The organism is Nocardia sp. Marseille-Q1738 (assembly GCF_965283145.1).
Genome location: NZ_CBDIMS010000001.1, coordinates 1,630,879 through 1,648,197 on the forward strand (window position 1 = coordinate 1,630,879; position 17,319 = coordinate 1,648,197).

General features: G+C 69.0%; 15 protein-coding genes. 11 read left to right on the forward strand and 4 right to left on the reverse strand.

Features of this window, described 5'->3' with window-relative positions:
- Positions 1–19 precede the first annotated feature (19 nt).
- Genes ACWPXK_RS07290 through ACWPXK_RS07300 form a run of 3 tightly spaced genes read right to left on the reverse strand, consistent with a single transcriptional unit; the run spans position 20 to position 3,574 of the window.
- On the reverse strand, positions 20–1,447 hold the full coding sequence (locus ACWPXK_RS07290; protein ID WP_454195196.1) for an alanine racemase: 1,428 nt from the start codon (positions 1,445–1,447) through the stop codon (positions 20–22).
- Entirely contained in the window at positions 1,438–2,448 is a 1,011-nt protein-coding gene (locus ACWPXK_RS07295) for an ornithine cyclodeaminase family protein (protein ID WP_454195197.1), read from the reverse strand. Before ACWPXK_RS07295 ends, ACWPXK_RS07290 begins: the two co-directional genes overlap by 10 nt.
- Complete coding sequence (locus ACWPXK_RS07300) at positions 2,420–3,574, reverse strand: TauD/TfdA family dioxygenase (RefSeq protein WP_454195198.1); 1,155 nt, start codon at positions 3,572–3,574, stop codon at positions 2,420–2,422. The genes ACWPXK_RS07295 and ACWPXK_RS07300 overlap by 29 nt, the downstream gene beginning before the upstream one ends.
- A 285-nt stretch (positions 3,575–3,859) precedes the next feature.
- On the opposite strand from ACWPXK_RS07300, the gene ACWPXK_RS07305 reads away from it, so the two are divergent.
- The 9 genes from ACWPXK_RS07305 to ACWPXK_RS07345 all read left to right on the forward strand — a co-directional run bounded on the left by ACWPXK_RS07305 (position 3,860) and on the right by ACWPXK_RS07345 (position 13,567).
- Positions 3,860–5,377 carry an ABC transporter substrate-binding protein gene (locus tag ACWPXK_RS07305; protein WP_454195199.1) on the forward strand — a complete coding sequence of 506 codons (1,518 nt, stop codon included), beginning with the start codon at positions 3,860–3,862 and terminating at the stop codon, positions 5,375–5,377.
- Positions 5,374–6,303 (forward strand): ABC transporter permease, encoded by a 930-nt coding sequence (locus ACWPXK_RS07310; protein ID WP_454195200.1) that lies wholly within the window; start codon positions 5,374–5,376, stop codon positions 6,301–6,303. Before ACWPXK_RS07305 ends, ACWPXK_RS07310 begins: the two co-directional genes overlap by 4 nt.
- 124 nt (positions 6,304–6,427) lie before the next feature.
- Entirely contained in the window at positions 6,428–7,255 is an 828-nt protein-coding gene (locus tag ACWPXK_RS07315) for an ABC transporter permease (protein ID WP_454195201.1), read from the forward strand.
- 64 nt (positions 7,256–7,319) lie between these two features.
- Positions 7,320–9,143, forward strand: coding sequence for an ABC transporter ATP-binding protein (locus tag ACWPXK_RS07320; RefSeq protein ID WP_454195202.1), 1,824 nt, complete (start codon positions 7,320–7,322; stop codon positions 9,141–9,143).
- Positions 9,144–9,346: 203 nt separating this feature from the next.
- The gene (locus ACWPXK_RS07325) at positions 9,347–10,072 is read left to right on the forward strand and encodes a lytic transglycosylase domain-containing protein (RefSeq protein WP_454195203.1); all 726 of its coding nucleotides are present in this window, start codon (positions 9,347–9,349) and stop codon (positions 10,070–10,072) included.
- Positions 10,073–10,185: 113 nt separating this feature from the next.
- Entirely contained in the window at positions 10,186–11,472 is a 1,287-nt protein-coding gene (gene eno, locus ACWPXK_RS07330; protein WP_454195204.1) for a phosphopyruvate hydratase, read from the forward strand.
- Between the two features lie 16 nt (positions 11,473–11,488).
- Positions 11,489–12,091: an FtsB family cell division protein gene (locus ACWPXK_RS07335; protein ID WP_454195205.1), complete on the forward strand. Its 603-nt coding sequence runs from the start codon at positions 11,489–11,491 to the stop codon at positions 12,089–12,091.
- Positions 12,088–12,627, forward strand: coding sequence for a DUF501 domain-containing protein (locus ACWPXK_RS07340; RefSeq protein ID WP_454195206.1), 540 nt, complete (start codon positions 12,088–12,090; stop codon positions 12,625–12,627). The genes ACWPXK_RS07335 and ACWPXK_RS07340 overlap by 4 nt, the downstream gene beginning before the upstream one ends.
- Positions 12,620–13,567: a Ppx/GppA phosphatase family protein gene (locus ACWPXK_RS07345; RefSeq protein WP_454195207.1), complete on the forward strand. Its 948-nt coding sequence runs from the start codon at positions 12,620–12,622 to the stop codon at positions 13,565–13,567. Before ACWPXK_RS07340 ends, ACWPXK_RS07345 begins: the two co-directional genes overlap by 8 nt.
- An 18-nt stretch (positions 13,568–13,585) precedes the next feature.
- On the opposite strand, the gene ACWPXK_RS07350 is transcribed toward ACWPXK_RS07345, so the two are convergent.
- On the reverse strand, positions 13,586–14,077 hold the full coding sequence (locus ACWPXK_RS07350) for an SRPBCC family protein (RefSeq protein WP_454195208.1): 492 nt from the start codon (positions 14,075–14,077) through the stop codon (positions 13,586–13,588).
- Positions 14,078–14,241: 164 nt separating this feature from the next.
- Here ACWPXK_RS07350 and ACWPXK_RS07355 point away from each other — a divergent pair, with 164 nt between their 5' ends.
- Complete coding sequence (locus ACWPXK_RS07355; RefSeq protein ID WP_454195209.1) at positions 14,242–15,705, forward strand: peptide MFS transporter; 1,464 nt, start codon at positions 14,242–14,244, stop codon at positions 15,703–15,705.
- Positions 15,706–15,815: 110 nt separating this feature from the next.
- Positions 15,816–17,261 (forward strand): amino acid permease, encoded by a 1,446-nt coding sequence (locus ACWPXK_RS07360; protein ID WP_454195478.1) that lies wholly within the window; start codon positions 15,816–15,818, stop codon positions 17,259–17,261.
- The last annotated feature ends 58 nt before the right edge of the window (positions 17,262–17,319 follow it).

Consider the following 17,319-nt stretch of genomic DNA (forward strand, 5'->3'; position numbering starts at 1 on the left):
GTATCGGGGGAAGTGGGGGTCAGCTACCGTCGCGGGTCCAACGGAAGCGGCGGTCCGATGCGTCGTGCAACACGACTTTCGGCGGGATGGGCAGTTCGTGAAAGGCGGACTCGTTCGAATCCATCTGGTAGCCAGCGGTATTCGGGTAGACCAGCAGGTCGCCGACCTCGGCGGGGCGGGCCAGCGGCACCCGGCGCCAGCTGAGCATGTCGGAATCCAGGCAGGTGGCTGCACCGACGCTGGTGGGTGTCGGTGTGCCGGGGCGCGCAGGCCACAGCAGCGGATCTGGCAGATACTCGCTGTCGAACCACTGTTCGGAGAGGCTCAGGCTGGTGCCGTCGACGGTGAGCAGCCGGTAGGGGCGACCGCGCTCGTGCCTGGTCTTGCTGCCCTGCACGCGGAAGACGGTGCATCCCGCGTGCGCGAGCAGGGCGCGTCCGGGTTCGATCGCGAGCCGGATGGCGTTGTCCCGCAACCGCCGGGCGAGATCGTCGTGCTCGAGGATCTGTGCGAGCATGGCCGCACCCGGCACCGCGAAGTGGTAGGGGTAGTACGAGTCGAAGGACTTCCCCGAGTGGAACCAGTGCCTGCCGACGCGCTCGCTGAACGCCGCCGCCGCCTCCGCCGGGACGTAGTCGACGCCGAACCCGCCGCCGATCGACACGGTTGACGCCGGATGCCCGAGCGTGCGCGCGTGCAGACAGCGCGCGATCAGCTCGCCCGCTTGTTCCGCGCGTGCCACCGCGTCGTAGCCCGACAGGTGAAAGCTGAAGCCTTCCAAGCGAATCGACTCACGAGCGCCGAATACCGTGAGCGCCTCGGCTATTTCGTCGCAGGTCATGCCGAACCGGCTCGCCGAAGCGGCGGGCAGGACGCGCAGCAGCACGCGCGCGGGCGTGGTTGGCGACGTCAGAGCCGCGAGCCGGTCGAGTTCCCCGAGGTCGTCCACCGCGAGCAGCGCGCCATGCCGGGCCGCCAACCAGAGCAATTCGTCCGACTTGGCCGGGCCGGTCACCATGAGTTCGTCACCGCGGACGCCCTGCGCGAGCGCGGCGGTCAGCTCACCGATGCTGGCCACGTCCACGCCCGCACCGTTTTCGGCGCAGGCACGCGCGACACACGCGGCCTTGTTCGCTTTCTTGCCGTAGTAGATCGAGCCCTGCACCCCGGCTCGCTCGAAGGCGGCCCGGAACTCTCTGATGTTGTGCGCCACGCGCGCCGGATACATGACGTGGAACGGCCCGCCCGTCGCAAAGGCGATGTCGCCAAGCAGGTGGGGATCATCGAGGAGGCGACGCTCCCACGGATCGAGATGCGCGGGCATCGGCGTCGCGCTGATCGAGTCGTGCGCCGTGCTCGAGCGCACTGCGTCATCGTCTGTCGCCGCGACGACCGCGGGTCCGCTCGGTACGGAGGAAACGCTGCCGACGTCCGCCTCTAGTCCCATAGTGGCACCTCCGTCCCGCGGCCCTCGGCGATCGCCCGCTCGGCCAGGGCGTGGGCAACCGCGATATCGGTGAGCACCAGTCCGCTGTTGTAGACGAAGATGCGCTCGTCGTCCGAGCGTCGCGCCACCGCACGCCGGCTCAGGATCTGCGGTAGCTCGGCGTCCACCGCGCGCAGGTTTCCGTCGGGACCCACCATGTCGGTGCCGGTGAGCGCCATCTGCTCGGCGCTGGTCGCGATCACCCGATCGGCGTCGGACAGCGTCGAGGGGGCGAGCCCGTACCCGACCAGCACCGCTACCGAACCCGGTGCCAGATCGGCGGATTCGAGCGCGACCTCGGTGCCTGGTCCCGCGGTGGCCAGCACGACGTCGGCGGCCGCCGCCGCGGCGCGTGGATCCGGCACCGTCTCGAGCAGTGCGTGCGGGTAGTGCTCGGCGAGCCCGCGGTGCACGGCCGCCAGCCCCTCGGGGTGCGTCCCGTAGACCATCAGCTTGCGCAGCTGCGGGTTCGCGGCGAGCAGATGTGGAAGGGCGTTGCGGCCCTGGGTTCCGGTGCCGATCAGCAGCACGCTCTCCGCGCCGCGACGGACGGTCTCGCGCACCAGCAGCGCCGACACCGCCGGGGTGCGCAGCGCGCCGACCCTGGCGCAGTCCATCATCGCGATCGGCGCGCCGGTGGCGTCGTCGTAGAGCGTGATGGTCGTGTAGTACCGCTTCGTGCTGCGGTCGTGGCCGGGGTCGAACTTGTAGGAGGTCTTCATCGCGACCACGCGCCTGCGGCCGTCCCTGCCGAGCATGGCGTAGGCGACCGACCAGCCGTCCGGGTTCGCGACGCTGAGCTTGCGCGGGTTGTCCGAATCACCCGCCGCGAAGGCCAGATACGCCTCTTCCACCGCACGCACGACCGCGGCAGGCGTGATCGGCACGTCGGCCAAGTCGCTGCGGCTCAGCACCCGCAAGGGTGTGCTGCGGTCACGGGTGTTCAACGGGTCCTCGATCATTCGGTACTGCTCGCTCTCGAGTGCCGCTCTCGACCGGCAGGATGCCCGCCGCTCGGAACGGGGCAACAATTTGTTGCCCGTAGCCATTCTCGTCGGCTTCCTCGGCGCGTCGCGGTCGTTCCGGGAGCCGGACGTTCACTCGCTTGAGCCATCGGTCGGTGCCGTCGTACCGCGCGGTGAACGGCACCCGGCCGTGCACGGCGACGTCGTTGTCCACCAGCAGCAGTTCGCCGGGCGTGAGCACGGCGGTCACGCAGACGCGTTCCAGCTCCGCGGTGAGTCGTTCGTAGGCCGCGCGGAATTCGGGGTCGGCGTCCTCCAGCGGAGTGTATGCCGGGTCGTAGCGCATGGTCTGCCGGGCTGGGCCGTCCGGACTCCACAGCGTAGGAATCGCTGGGGCCGAGTACCTTTCGTGTCCGGCGCCGTAGGAGACATCCGGCAGGATCGGCAGTGTGGGCGTGCTGAGCAGTTCGCGCTGTTCGGTGGAGAGTTCGACGCGACGTACGGACGACACCGTGGTGCCGACCAGGTCCGGATTGCGCACGCAGGCGAGCATCAGCAGGTTGGCGCGCCGTGGGTGGAACGCGTCCTCGGTGTGCGGGGTCAGCAGTGTTTTGCTGCTGGCGCCGGACTGTTCGTGCTCGTGACCGGCCGCCGGAACGATGTTGTTGACCAGCCGCCCGTCCTGTTGGCCTTGCCAGCCGAACGGCTCACCCGCGCTGCGGGCGAGCAGCAGCATGACGAGGTCGAATTCGAACGAGTGTGCGCGCGTCGCCGGATCGGCGCTCCACCGCGCGGCCTCTCGCCAGCTCGGCGGAGTCGGCCCGAATTCGTTGTCCGCCAGCGGAAGTCTGCTGACGATGGTGGCTCCCGCCGCGGTGGCGGGCGGGCGCACGGCGTGGCGCACCTCGTCGGGAAGCTCCGCGACACGGGCATCGATCCGTTCGATCAGCGCCGGATCCGTGAGTGTGCGTGCGGCAGCGGCCGGATCGGCGAGCGTGGCGTCGAGTGTCGCGGAGATCTCTCTGGCGAGTTCGCGCACCGCTCGGCCCGCGTCAACGGGCAGCTCGCGCCGTTCGAGATCTTGTGGGTGAAGCGTCTTACGTTCGGAGAGAACGCTTTTCACCGGGGATTCCCTTCTTCGCATCGGTTCGAAAAGCAGGGTGACGACTCGATCTTGAAGGTAGCGCTTCCGGTAGTGTAAAGCAAGGCTTACCTAAGTAGGCGGGGAAAATAGCAAATACGCATGGCTGGCTGTGCTGTGCCGCTTCGTGTTTGCCGGCAGTGCGCCCTTGTGCTGCCGTTTTGGTGCCGTATCGGCGAGTCTCCCGGCGGATTAGGCTAGCCTGTCCTGAATCAACAGGTGATTATGCAGTATCGCGGTGGGTTCGTCCAGGAAGAGGGCAGCGTTATGGTTTTGAGTCGGCGGCAGCTGTTGTGGTCGGGTCTCGGAGCGGGGGCGGCGCTGCTGGTCGCCGCGTGCTCCGATACGGCCGACTCGTCCGGACCGGCCCGGCGCGGCGGCACACTGCGGGTCGGCGCGCTCGGCACCTCGGCTCGGCTGGAACGTGATCCGCACGCCAACCTCAGCAACGACAGCGACTTCCTGATCACCTCGCTGGTCTACGACGCCCTGACCGTGCCGGGCGCCGACCCGAACGTCGCGCCGCGCCTGGCCACCCGGTGGGAGCCGGACGCCGACCGGCGTCGCTGGAGTTTCACCCTCGCCGCGAACGCGACCTTCCACGACGGATCGCCGGTGACCTCCGAGGACGTCGTGTGGTCGCTGCGCCGGCTGCGCACGGTCGGCGGCGCGTCGAAAATGCCGGTGGCCGTCGAGGACATCACGGCCGACGGGCCGAACCGGGTGGTGCTCGCGGTGCCCGAGCCGAATACCCAGCTGCCGCTGCTGGTCCGGTTGATGACCTTCACGGTCAAGAAGGACACTACGGATTTCACCAAGGCCATCGGCAGCGGACCGTTCCGCCTGGAGTCCTACCAGGGCGGCAACGCCCGGCTGGTGCGCAACGAGCAGTGGCACGGCACGCCGCCGCTGCTGGACGCCATCGAGGTCACCATGTTCGAGAGCGTGACCGCCCTGGGCAACGCGGTACTCGGCGGGCAGATCGATCTCGCCTCCAATGTCGGCGCCATCGCGGGCCGCACCGCCGAAGGCCGTGGTGACCTGACGGTGGTGCGCCGCCCGAACGACACGGTGGTCGGCGTCGCCATGCGCACTTCCGACGGTCCGTTCGCCGACGCGCGGGTGCGCACCGCCCTCCGGCTCGGCGTCGACCGCAATGCCCTGGTCAATCAAGTGCATTCGGGTTACGGGAAGATCGCCAACGACATCCTCGGCACCGGCGATCCGGTCTACGACACCTCCATCGCGCAGCGCACTCGCGACCTGGACCGCGCGAAGGCGCTGCTGCGCGAGGCGAACTTCGACACCGGACGGACCTATCCGTTCGTCACCAAGGCCGAGGCGCCCGGCGAAGTGGAATCGGCGAAGGTCATCGCCACCCAGCTGGCCGAAATCGGCGTCCGGCTCGAGGTGGTCACCCAGGAGCCGAACGCCTTCTACGACCAGACCTGGCTGAAAGCGCCGATCTACACGATGTCCTGGGGCACCAACGATTCCACGCTGTTCTTCGCGAGCAAGCTGCTGTCGAGCGGATCCAACCGCAACGAGACCGCCTTCAAGGACGCGGCGTTCGATGGGGCGACCGCTAAGGCACTTGCGGCACATAGTGACTCGGAATACAAGCAAGCCGCCCAGGAGCTGCAGCGTATTCAGTACGACCGCGGCGGGTACCTGGTCTGGGGCATGGCCGACGGCATCGACATCGCGTCCTCCCGAGTGCGCGACCTACCCACGCTCGGCGGATTCGCCCGGGTCCAGCTGGAAAGGGCTTGGCTGGCCGGGTGATCTCCTTCGCACGACTTCTGCTCCGGCGCGTCGCCCTGCTGGTGGCGCTGCTGGCCACCGTGTTCGTCGCCGTGGACCTGCTGCCGGGAAACACCGCCCGCTCCGTTCTCGGCCGCGAGGCCACGCCGGAGCAGATCGCGGCCAAGGAACACCAGCTCGGCTTGGATCGTCCCCTGCCGGTGCGGTTCTGGGACTGGATATCGGGCGTCGCCACCGGCGATTTCGGCCATACCGCGCGGGGGCGTTCGGTGAACGAGTTGCTGGTCGACAAGTTCCCGCCGACGCTGCTGCTGGGCGGGCTCGCCTTGGCGGCGACCGTGTTCGCTTCGCTCGCGCTCGGCGCGTGGTGGGCGACGCGGCCCGGCAGTGCGGCGACGCGCGTGCTTCAGCCCGCGACGACCACGGCGGTGGCGATCCCCGAGTTCGTGATCTCGACGGTGCTGATCCTGGTGTTCGCGCTGGCCCTCGGCTGGCTGCCCGCGGTCACCATCACCGACCGGTCCGGCTTCCCGGCCGGTCCCGACATGCTGGTGTTGCCGGTGCTGGCACTGGCGCTGCCGCAGATCGGCTGGAACACCAGGGTGGTGCGGGCCGCGCTGGCCGACGCCGCCGAAGCTCCGCACGTGGAAAGCGCGATGCTGGATGGGCTTTCCACCCGCGTCGTCCTGGCGCGGCACGTACTGCCGTTCGCGCTGCCGACGATCGTCGCCAGCTTCGCCACCACGGTCGGGATGCTGCTCGGCGGCTCCCTGGTGGTCGAGACCATCTTCAACTATCCCGGTCTCGGCGCGGTGCTGGCCGGTTCGGTCGCCGACCGCGACACCTCGGTGGTCGCCGCGGTCGTCGCGCTGTCCGGGGTGGTCATCATGGGGATGCTGGCCGCCGCCGACGGCATCCGGGCCTGGTCGCTGCGGGGGCGGCGATGAAGCCCGGGTCCCATCGCGTCGGCCATCGGAAGTGCCGGGGAAAACGAGCAGGAACGGTCGCCACGCTCGGTGCGAGACAGGGCGCTATCGCAGTGACGCACCGCGACCAGGGGGAGGGGAGCCGATGATCGCTTTCCGTTCGATCGATATCGCCGGTCCGGTGCGGCGACGGCTCGGCTGGCTGACCGTCGCGCCCGCCGTGGTGGTCACCGTGCTTGCATTGCTGGGACCGACGCTCGCGCCGCATCCGGCCGAGGAGGCGATCGGGATCCCGTTCGGCGATCCCGGCGACGGCGCGGTGCTCGGCACCGACCGGCTCGGCCGCGACGTGTTCAGCCATCTGCTCTACGGCGGTTGGGGATTGCTACTGCTGTCGGCGGTCATCGCGGTGGTGGTGACCGGGACGGCGTGTGTGCTCGGCGTTGTGGCGGCGCTGCGCCCGCGGATCGGCGCGGTGATCGAACTCGGCACCGACTTCTTCATCCTGCTGCCCGCGGTGCTCGGCATCCTGCTCGTGCTGACCTCGTGGCCGGAGGCGGGCAGCGTCGGACTGATCGTGTTGGCGCTGCTGTTCGGAGCTCCTTATTGCGCACGGATCTTCACGGCCGCCGCTGCCGGTGTCGCCGCATCCGGATACGTGGAAAGTGCGCAGGCCGCGGGCGAGTCGTTGCCGTATCTGGTCTTCCGGGAGGTGATCCCGAATACGCGCGAAGCACTGACGACTCAGCTCGGTCTGCGTTTCGTTGCCGGGGTCTATCTGGTCAGTACCGCCTCGTTCCTGCATCTGCCCACCACGCTGGGCGCGAGCAACTGGGCGGTCATGGTGCGCGAGAACGCATCCGGCATGCTGCTCAATCCCTGGGCGGTGCTGGCGCCGAGCCTGGCGATCGCGATCGTCGCGGTGAGCGTGAACCTCGCCGTCTCGGCATTCGGGCGAGGGGAGCGGGAATGAACACCGTCACGACGGAAACCAAGAGTGTCGGAGGATCGCGCGTACCCGATGCGGCGGTGCGGCGATGAGTGAAGTCGTGCTGGTCGACAACCTGACCGTCCTCGGCTCGAACGAGCAGGAATTTGCTGGACCCACGACCTTCCGGATACCGGCGGGCACGGTCACCGCGCTGACCGGTCCGTCCGGGTCGGGCAAGACCACGGTGATGCGGGCCTTGCTCGGGCACCTGCCGTCCGCCGCCGCGCGAACCATGGGTTCGGCGTCGGTCGCCGGACACGACGTGCTGGCGCTGAATCACGAAGCGCTGCGGCATTTTCGGCGGCAGCACATCGCCTACGTCGGGCAAGACCCCGGTTCGGCGCTGAACCCGCTGCTGCGCGTGCGCGCCTTGCTGCGCGAGGTGGCGCCGGACGCGTCCAAGGCCACACTGACCGACACGCTCGCGCTGGTCGGCCTGTCGCCGGACTACCTGCACCGCCGCCCCGGCGAACTCTCCGGCGGCCAGCAGCGCCGGGTCGCCCTGGCCAGAGCGCTGATCCGGAGGACCGGCGTGCTGGTGCTCGACGAACCGTTCGCCGGACTGCACGGCGCGTTACGCACCGATATTGCGGGTCGGCTCACCGAACTCGCCCGCGAACGGTCAGCGGCGATCCTGCTCTCCGGCCACGACACCGCCCTCGTGCACTCGATCGCCGACGATGTGGTCGAACTCGGCGCGGTCCACCCGGCATCCGTGACCACGCGTCCCTCTGAGGCGCTCCGAAACGGAAACCACATGTCGGCAAAGGCTTTCGGCACGGTCGCCGGGGCCGCGCATCAAGCATCGAGCATCCCGCCCGCGGTGCTGCACGAAGTCGCTGATCCGAATGCTGGGGACCGGACCGGTGATCATTCCCGGACAGAGCCGGTGTCGGTGCTCGACGGCGATCGCGTTCGGTCCGGTCACGCGTCCGGTGTGGCACCGCTACACGAGAGCCGCCTCGCTGACTCCGGCCCAGCACGGGCGGGTTCGGAGGATAGGCGCGAAGGTGCCTGCGCGGGGCAGGTACGGGACACCGTGACGAAAGAGAACGACGTTCGGTCGCTGCCCGCCCCGCTCACCGGTGTCGCGGCGGCCGGTGGCGGCATCGAGTCGGATGACCGACCGGTGGACCAGGTCGTCCTGCGCGCACGGGGAATCAGCGCTTCTGTCGACGGTCACCAGGTACTCGCGGACATCGATCTCGCGCTCGGTACGGGTGCGGCGCTCGCGGTGGTCGGCGCTTCCGGCGCGGGCAAGACCACCCTGGCGCGTGTCATCGCGGGGTTACATCCGTGCGCGACCGGTTCGCTCCAACTGCGCGGGAAACCGATCACGGTCGGCGCGGGTAGGCGAACCCGCTACGGCGCGGGCGGTATTCAACTGGTCACCCAGAACCCCAGATCGGCGCTCAACCCGCGGCGCACCGTCGCGCAGACGCTCGGTCGTCCGCTGCGTCGTATCGGGCGCGTCCCGAGACGGGACATTCCGCGGCGCGTCGCCGACCTCCTCGCGTCGGTCGAGTTGCCCGCCGACTCTGCCGCCCGCTATCCGCACGAGCTGTCCGGTGGCCAACGCCAACGCGTCGCGCTGGCCAGAGCCCTCGCCGCCGAACCCGCCGTGCTGCTGTGCGACGAGATCACCTCCGCGCTCGACCACACCACCGCTGCCGCGATCATGGCCCTGCTGGACCGCATTCGCACCGAGCGCGACACCGCCCTGCTGATCATCACCCACGACATGTCGCTGGTCGCCGAATACTGCCCGCGGCTGCTCGTCCTCGATAACGGGCGCATCGTCGAATCCGGCCATACCAGAACGGTTCTCGCCGCGCCGACACACACCGCGACCAGCGAGCTGCTCGTCTGAACTCAGCTGCCGGTCGGCCCCGGAACAGTGAACCGATGACGAGCCCGCTGCTGGGCGTGGCGCGACACCGTGTGGGTAATCACCGAGTGCCGACAGAGCATGCGATGCACGCACAATCGACGGCAATGGGCGGGTATGCGGCCGACACGCGCGAAGTGGCGTCGAGCACTTGTTATCCGCGAGCACCCGTCCTCATCTGGATCATGGGAGAGGTGGTGAAGAAGACCGGCGCCTTGGCCGCCGCCGTGGTGTTCCTCGGACTAGCCGGTTGCGGGATCGACCGCACACCGATCCCGGAGGGCATTCCGCCCGGCCCTGGCACCCCGCTGCCCGTCATCGATCTGGACGCCCCCGGCCGCACCGCTCTCCAATTGCGCGGCTGGGCCGACGAGCAATCGGACCGGCTCGGCATCCCGTCGATCGCGCTGGAGGCCTACGGCTACGCGGCGGCCGTGATGACCAGGGCCCGCCCCGACTGCGGCGTCGCGTGGACGACGCTCGCGGGCATCGCCAGCGTGGAGAGCAAGCACGGCACCCACCGCGGGGCGGCGGTCGGCGACGACGGCGCGGTTCGCCCGCCCATCATCGGCATCGCGCTGGACGGCTCGCCCGGCGTCGCCCTGATCGAGGACACCGACGGCGGCGCCCTCGACGGCGACCCCGTCCACGACCGCGCCGTCGGCCCGCTGCAGTTCATTCCGGAAACCTGGAAGCGCTGGGGTGTCGACGCCAATGGAGACAACGTCGCCGACCCACAGAGCATCGACGACGCCGCGCTCACCGCAGCGCGCTACCTGTGCGCCAGCGGCGGCGATCTCACCTCCGAGCACGGCTGGCAACGGGCATTGCTCACCTACAACCAGTCGCGCGGCTACCTGCTCACGGTGCGCGACCGGGCCGCCAGCTACAGCGTCGGGCGCCGCGTGTGATGGGTTGCTCCCCGGAGTGCCGGTTACCCGCCGAGCCGCGGGGACGATAGGCTCGCAGCGCACGGCCAACCCGTAAGACCTACCGTGTCAGCAGCCGAAGGAGTGTCGTTTTCGTGGCCATCATCGAACAGGTCGGAGCTCGCGAGATCCTGGATTCGCGCGGTAACCCCACCGTCGAGGTCGAGATCGCTCTCGACGACGGCACCCTGACCCGGGCCGCCGTGCCTTCCGGCGCGTCCACCGGCGAGCACGAGGCCGTCGAGCTGCGTGACGGCGGCGAGCGCTACGGCGGCAAGGGGGTGCGCAAGGCCGTCGAGGGTGTGCTCGACGAGATCGCGCCCGCGGTCATCGGCTTGGACGCCGTCGAGCAGCGCACCGTCGACCAGGTGCTGCTGGACTTGGACGGCACCCAGGACAAGTCCCGCCTCGGCGCCAACGCCCTGCTCGGCGTTTCGCTGGCGGTGGCGCGCGCGGCCGCCGAGTCCTCCGGGCTCGAGCTGTTCCGCTACCTCGGTGGGCCGAACGCGCACGTGCTGCCGGTCCCGATGATGAACATCCTCAACGGCGGTGCGCACGCCGACACCGGCGTGGACGTCCAGGAGTTCATGGTCGCCCCGATCGGCGCGCCGACCTTCAAGGAGTCGCTGCGCTGGGGCACGGAGGTCTACCACGCGCTCAAGTCGGTGCTGAAGTCCAAGGGCCTGGCCACCGGCCTCGGCGACGAGGGCGGTTTCGCGCCCGACGTGGCCGGCACCAAGGCGGCGCTGGACCTGATCAGCGAGGCCATCGGCAAGACCGGCCTGAAGCTGGGCAACGACGTGGCGCTCGCGCTGGACGTCGCGGCGACCGAGTTCTACACCTCGGGCAGCGGCTACAAGTTCGAGGGCGTCGTGCGGTCGGCCGACGAGATGGCGCAGTTCTACGCCGAGCTGCTCGCCGCTTACCCGCTGGTGTCCATCGAAGACCCGCTGTCGGAGGACGACTGGGACGGCTGGGTGGCGCTGACCGACCTGATCGGCGACAAGATCCAGCTCGTCGGCGACGACCTGTTCGTCACCAACCCGGAGCGCCTGGAAGAGGGCATCGCCAAGGGCGCCGCCAACGCGCTGCTGGTGAAGGTGAACCAGATCGGCACGCTCACCGAGACGTTGGACGCGGTCGAGCTGGCGCACCGCAACGGGTACAAGACGATGATGTCGCACCGGTCCGGCGAGACCGAGGACACCACCATCGCCGACCTGGCCGTGGCGGTCGGCAGCGGCCAGATCAAGACCGGTGCTCCCGCGCGCAGCGAGCGCGTCGCCAAGTACAACCAGCTGCTGCGCATCGAGGACGCGCTCGGTGACTCGGCGCGCTACGCCGGGGACGTCGCGTTCCCGCGTTTCGTGTTCGAAGGCTGAATCTCCAAGGCATGAGATGACGGAGCGACGTGCGCGTGGGACCAGTCCGGCCGGACGAGGGGACCGCCGCACGTCGCGTGCCGCCGGATCACGCCCGGCCGATGCCGCGGCCAAGCGTGGTCGCAGACGGTCGGATTCCGCGGAGAAGAAGCCGGGGCCGCGTAAGCGCGAACCGAATTCCCGCGGCGACCAGCACGACCACACCATCCTCGGGCTCTCCACCGGCAAGGCGGTGATCCTCGCGATGGTGGTGTGCGGGCTCGCGCTCACCCTCGCCGTGCCGATGCGCACGTATTTCACCCAGCGCGCCGAGGCGGCGCAGCTGGCGAATCAGCGTGCGGAGCTGGAGGCGGATCTGGCCCGGTTGCGCGATCGCCGTGCGCAGCAACAAGATCCGGCTTACATCCGTACCGAGGCGCGGGATCGGCTGCGTCTGGTGATGCCCGGGGAGACGCCATATATCGTGCAGATCCCCGGCATCGAGGCGCCCGCACCGCCGCCGGCGCCCACCAAAGCCAGGGAACCGGACCCCTGGTACACCGAATTGTGGCGCAGCATCTCCGAGCCGCAGCCGACGCCGGCCGCCCCGCCACCGCAAGCACCGGAAGGACCTAGGTGACCGCACCCACCGACCAGGATCTCGCGATCATCGCCGAGCAGCTGGGCCGCGCGCCGCGCGGCGTGCTCGCCGTCGCCTACCGCACCCCGGACGGGATCCCGGCCGTTGTGAAGACCGCGCCGCGGCTGCCGGACGGCACCCCCTTCCCGACCCTCTACTACCTGACCGATCCGCGGCTCACGGCCGAGGCGAGCAGGCAGGAATCCGCGGGCGTGATGCGCGAGATGACCGAACGGCTCGGCGCCGACCCGGAACTGGCCGCCGCCTACCGCGCGGCCCATGAAAGCTATTTGGCCGAGCGCGACGAGATCGAATCGCTCGGCACCGATTTCACCGGCGGCGGGATGCCCGAGCGGGTCAAGTGCCTGCACGTGCTGATCGCGCACGCGCTGGCCAAGGGGCCGGGCGTGAATCCGCTCGGCGACGAGTCGGTGGCGCTGGCCGCCGAGCACGGCCTGCGCGGCACCGCGATTCCGGCCGACTGGCCGAGATATCAGCCGACCGGCCCGGGAAAGACTGGAGGCAGCAATGAGTGACCGGGTAGCCGCCGTGGACTGCGGCACGAACTCCATCCGACTGCTGATCGCCGACGTGCTCGGCGACGGACACCTGACCGACGTGCACCGGGAGATGCGTATCGTCCGGCTCGGCCAGGGCGTCGACGCGACCGGTTCCCTCGCCCCGGAGGCGATCGAACGCACCCGCGCCGCGCTGGCCGACTATGCGGCCCTGATGCGCGAAGCAGGGGTCAGCCGGGTCCGCATGGTGGCCACCTCCGCCACCAGGGACGCCGCCAACCGGGAGGACTTCTTCGCCATGGCGCGTGCCGAACTCGGCACCGTGGTGGCGGGCGCCGAAGCCGAGGTGATCACCGGCGACGAGGAGGCGCGTCTGTCCTTCGCCGGGGCGATCGGCGAATTGTCCAGCGCGGCGGGGCCTTTCGTGGTCGTTGACCTCGGTGGCGGATCGACCGAGCTGGTATTCGGGGACAGCTCGGGCGTGCGGGCCGCGTTCTCCGCCGATATCGGTTGCGTCCGGATCACCGAGCGCTGCCTGGCGGGCAATCCGCCGACCGATGAACAGATCGCGGCCGCCCGCGCCTTCGCCACCGAACGGCTGGGAGAGGCGTTCACCCACGTCCCGGTGGAAGGGGCGCACACCTGGGTCGGTGTGGCCGGAACTATGACCACCATTGCCGCGGTAGCGCTCGACCTTCCGGAATACGACTCGGAGAAGGTTCACCTCACCCGGCTCAGCCTGGAGCAGGTACACGACGTCTGCGGCAGGCTGATCGCCATGGACCATGACCAGCGCGCCGCGCTCGGCCCGATGCACCCGGGCCGGGTCGACGTGATCGGCGGCGGTGCGGTCATCACCGAGGTGCTGGCGGAGGAGTTGTCCCGCCGCGCGGGCATTTCCGAGCTGGTCGTCAGCGAGCACGACATCCTCGACGGCATCGCCCTGTCCATCGCCTGACCCGCCCCGCGGACGCCGTCAGGTAACCGGGAGCCCCTGCCCGGAACCCACTTCGGCGCGAGCGGCCGCGCGGCGTGCCTTGCCGACGGCGATATCGGCGAGCCTGGACAGCGATTCCTTGTTGCGCGGTACCAGAAGCAGTTCCTGGACGACGGTGGGTATCAGGGCGCCGAGCCCGTGTTTCGAGTGCTCGTACATGCGGACCTCGGTTTCGCCCGTCGGCGTCGCGACGAGCTCGAGGCGAATCCATGCCGAGCCGAGCGGCCGGAGCTTGGCCTCCAGTTCGAGCATCCGCGGCGGGGCCGACGCGACCACCTCGGTGGTGTCATCCACGGTGAGCGGCCACACACCGGCGCTGTAATGCAGCCGGGAGCCGACCGCGGGCCAGTCGTCGTCGACGTCGCGAATGTGCGTCGCGCCGACCACCCAGGCCGAGAACAGCCACCCGTCGGCCAGGACGTCGAAGATCTGCTCGGGTGTCGTCGGCACGGTCATTTCCACGTGAACCATCAGCACAATGCTTTCTGGAGTGCGGCTCGGGCTGGTTTGCCTGCTGCTAGCCGGGTGCCCGACCGCGTGGAAAACAAACCACCTCAGGGCGCCGAACCAAATTTGTTCCTGAACAGAACAAACGAATCTCACCGGATCATTCGCCCACGTGTGATCGTCGGAAAATGGTTGAAGCGGCAACATCGCACGAATCACCGACACGGACCTTGTTCGGCCACCCGATCGGGCTGGCCAACCTGTTCGGCGTCGAGCTCTGGGAGCGTTTCTCGTTCTACGGGATGGTCACCATCCTGGGGTATTACCTGTACTACTCGGCCACCGACGGCGGCCTGGGACTGGCCAAGGACACCGCCGTCGGCATCGTCGGCGCCTACGGCGGCCTGGTCTATCTGTCCACCGTGCTCGGCGGGTGGATCGCCGACCGGCTGCTCGGCATGGAGCGCACGCTGTTCTACGGCGGCGTCGTGGTCATGGCCGGGCACATCGCGCTGGCCGTGTTGCCGGGACTGTCCGGCGTGGGGGTCGGCCTGATGCTGGTCGCGCTCGGCAGCGGTGGGCTGAAGGCCAACGCCTCCTCGCTGCTCGGCACCCTCTATCCGAAGGGTGACGCGCGCGCCGCGGGCGGTTTCACGCTGTTCTACCTGGGCATCAATCTCGGCGCGTTCAGCGGCCCGCTGCTCACCGGCCTGCTGCAGACCCACCTCGGGTTCCATTACGGCTTCGGAGCGGCGGCGATCGGCATGGCATTCGGTCTCGCCCAGTACGTGGTGTTCCGCCGCAATCTCGGCACGCACGGCCGCGAGGTACCGAATCCGCTCCCGCGCACCGCCGTCCGGCCGCTGGTCGCCGCGCTGGCCGGGGGCGTGCTGCTCGTGGTGGTGGTGTGGGTGACCGGCCTGGTCACACTGGACAACCTGCCCGCGGTGACGACCGGCGTCATCGTCGTCGCGTCGGTCGCGTACTTCGCCGTGCTGCTCACCAGCGCCAAAGTCACCCCATTCGAGCGCAGCCGGGTGCGCGCGTTCCTTCCGTTGTTCATCGCCAACGCCGTGTTCTTTTCGCTGTTCAAGCAGATCTTCACGGTGCTGGCGGTCTACTCCGACGAACGGATGAACTGGAGCATCTTCGGGTGGACCGCGCCGTCCAGCTGGATCGGCTCGGTGCAGCCGGTCTGGGTCATCCTGCTCTCGCCGGTGTTCGTGCTCCTGTGGACCAGGCTGGGCCAGCGCGCACCGAGCACGCCGCGGAAATTCGCGCTCGGCGTGATCGGCATGGGCGCCGCGTTCTGGTTGTTCGTGCCCATGTCCGGCACCACCGGGCGCGCTGTGCCCGCGCTGCTCGTGCTGGCGATCATGGCCGTGTTCGCGATCGCCGAACTGTTGCTGTCACCGGTGGGACTTGCGGTCACCACCCAGCTGGCACCGGAAGCTTTCCGAGCGCAGATGATGGCACTGTACTTTTTCTCCATTGGCATCGGCACCTCGATGTCGGGTACCTTGGCTCGGTTCTATGACCCGGGCCACGAATTCGCCTACTTCGGTATCACCGGGACGGTCGTGGTGTGCGCGGGACTGATCGTCGCCGCCGTCGCACCGTGGATCAGCAAATTCATGGCGGGCGTGCATTGACGCGCCGCCGGGGTACAGAACAGATGCACATCAGCGTTGATTAAGGAGAACCAGTGACGAACCCCAGGCCACAAGCCGAGACGGGTGATGTCTCGTCCCGATGGGGCGGCATGTTCCGCACCAAGTCCATCGAGCAGTCGATTCGCGACACCGACGAGCCCGACTCGAAACTCCGCAAGGACCTCACCGCCTGGGACCTCACCATCTTCGGTGTGGCCGTGGTGGTCGGCGCGGGTATCTTCACGCTGACCGCCCGCACCGCGGGCAATGTCGCGGGTCCCTCCGTCTCGCTCGCCTTCGTCTTCGCCGCGATCGCCTGCGGGTTGACCGCGCTGTGCTACGCCGAGTTCGCCTCGACCGTTCCCGTGGCGGGCAGCGCGTACACCTACTCCTACGCCACCTTCGGGGAGCTCGTCGCCTGGATCATCGGCTGGGACCTGATCCTGGAGTTCGCGCTCGCCGTGGCGGTGGTGGCCAAAGGCTGGTCGCAGTACCTCGGGGAGGTGCTCGGCACCACCTCGCCGATCGCGCACTTCGGCTCGGTGAGTTTCGACTGGGGCGCGGTGCTGCTGATCGCGGTGCTGGGAGTGCTGCTCGCGACGGGCACCAAGTTGTCCTCCCGGGTGTCGGCGCTGGCGGTGGCCATCAAGCTGGGCGTGATCGCCCTCGTGCTGGTCGTCGGCATCACCTACTTCAAGTCCTCGAACCTCTCGCCGTACATCCCGCCTTCCCAGCCCGGCGAGCGAGGCGAAGGTCTGCGGCAATCGCTGTTCTCCTATCTGACCGGCGCCGGGCACAGCAACTTCGGCTGGTACGGCCTGCTCGCGGCGGCCAGCCTGGTGTTCTTCGCGTTCATCGGCTTCGACGTCGTCGCCACGACGGCCGAGGAGACCAGGAATCCCCAGCGCGCGGTGCCGCGCGGCATTCTCGGGTCGCTGCTCATCGTCACCGTCCTGTATGTGGCGGTGTCGATCGTGCTCACCGGCATGGTCTCCTACACCGAGCTGTCCGGTACCGACGCCACGTTGGCGACGGCGTTCGCGCTCCATGGCGCGGACTGGGCGAAGAACATCATCTCGATCGGCGCGCTCGCCGGGCTCACCACGGTGGTCATGGTCATGTACCTGGGCCAGACCCGGGTGCTGTTCGCGATGGCGCGCGACGGCCTGGTGCCGCGCAAGCTCGCGCACACCGGTAAGCACGGCACGCCGGTCCGCGTCACCGTGCTCGTCGGTGTGGCGTGCGCACTGCTGGCCGGGTTCGTGGACTTCGGCACGCTGGAGGAGATGGTCAACATCGGGACGCTGTTCGCGTTCGTGCTGGTCTCGGTGGGTGTGCTCATCCTGCGCCGCACCCGTCCCGACCTGCCGCGCGGATTCCGCGTCCCGCTGGTTCCGCTGATTCCCGTCCTCGCGATGCTGTCCTGCCTGTGGCTGATGCTCAACCTGTCGGTGGAGACCTGGTTGCGGTTCCTGGTGTGGATGCTGATCGGCTTCGTCATTTACTTCAGCTACTCCCGCCGTAACTCCCTGCTCGGGAAGACTCCGGCTGCGTAAGGGCGACTCCGCGTCGGGCGGCGTGGCGGCTGGTTGCCGCCGGACGAAGTCCTGCGGC